Here is a 521-nt window from a genome sequence, read left to right as displayed (position 1 = left end):
GTATTCGGTACCGGGCTTTACCTATCGCGCACGTAGCGGTAAATCGACCTATTACCGCCTGGAAACCTTCTTGCTGGAAGGCAGCCAGGGCAATGATTTGATGGACTACAACAAAGAGCAGGTGATCATCGATATTCTCGATCAGTACGAACGTCACCTGAACTTTATCCACCTGCATCGTGAAGCGCCGGGCAGCAATATGACCTTCCCGGACGTGTGATGTCAGCCAGGTGCGCCGCGATGCGCACCTGGCACTTTCTCCGATCCCAGCTACACTTTCACGCTGATTAAACGGGGGATGAAATGAAATTAGGCTTTGCTTGTAAGTATCTGGATCAACAGGCTAAACAGCCGTATCCCTTCAAAAGCACCACCCGCACGCGCTTTCTCGGCCTCGATGATGAATCACGCATCACGCTGCTGAACCAACTGGCGCAAAACAATCTGCAAAATCTCACTCTCACGCTTGAAAAGCTGGCCACGCAGCCCGACGCGCTGCGCATGATGCGCATCGGCAGCGA

At 53.2% G+C, this 521-nt stretch carries 1 protein-coding gene and 1 pseudogene; both read left to right on the top strand.

Annotated features, from left to right (window positions below; genetic code table 11):
• Window positions 1-220: pseudogene (locus IB267_RS33040) on the top strand (high-affinity choline transporter BetT); the annotation flags it as partial.
• An 83-nt stretch (window positions 221-303) separates the two neighbouring features.
• On the top strand, window positions 304-521 hold a 218-nt coding region (locus IB267_RS33035; protein ID WP_210336090.1), incomplete at its 3' end, for a hypothetical protein.

Origin of the sequence: Ensifer sp. ENS09 (assembly GCF_014852425.1) — a bacterium.
Classification (GTDB): Bacteria; Pseudomonadota; Alphaproteobacteria; order Rhizobiales; family Rhizobiaceae; genus Ensifer.
Note: the sequence above shows the minus strand (reverse complement) of the source record. Positions and strands in the feature narration are given on the sequence as shown.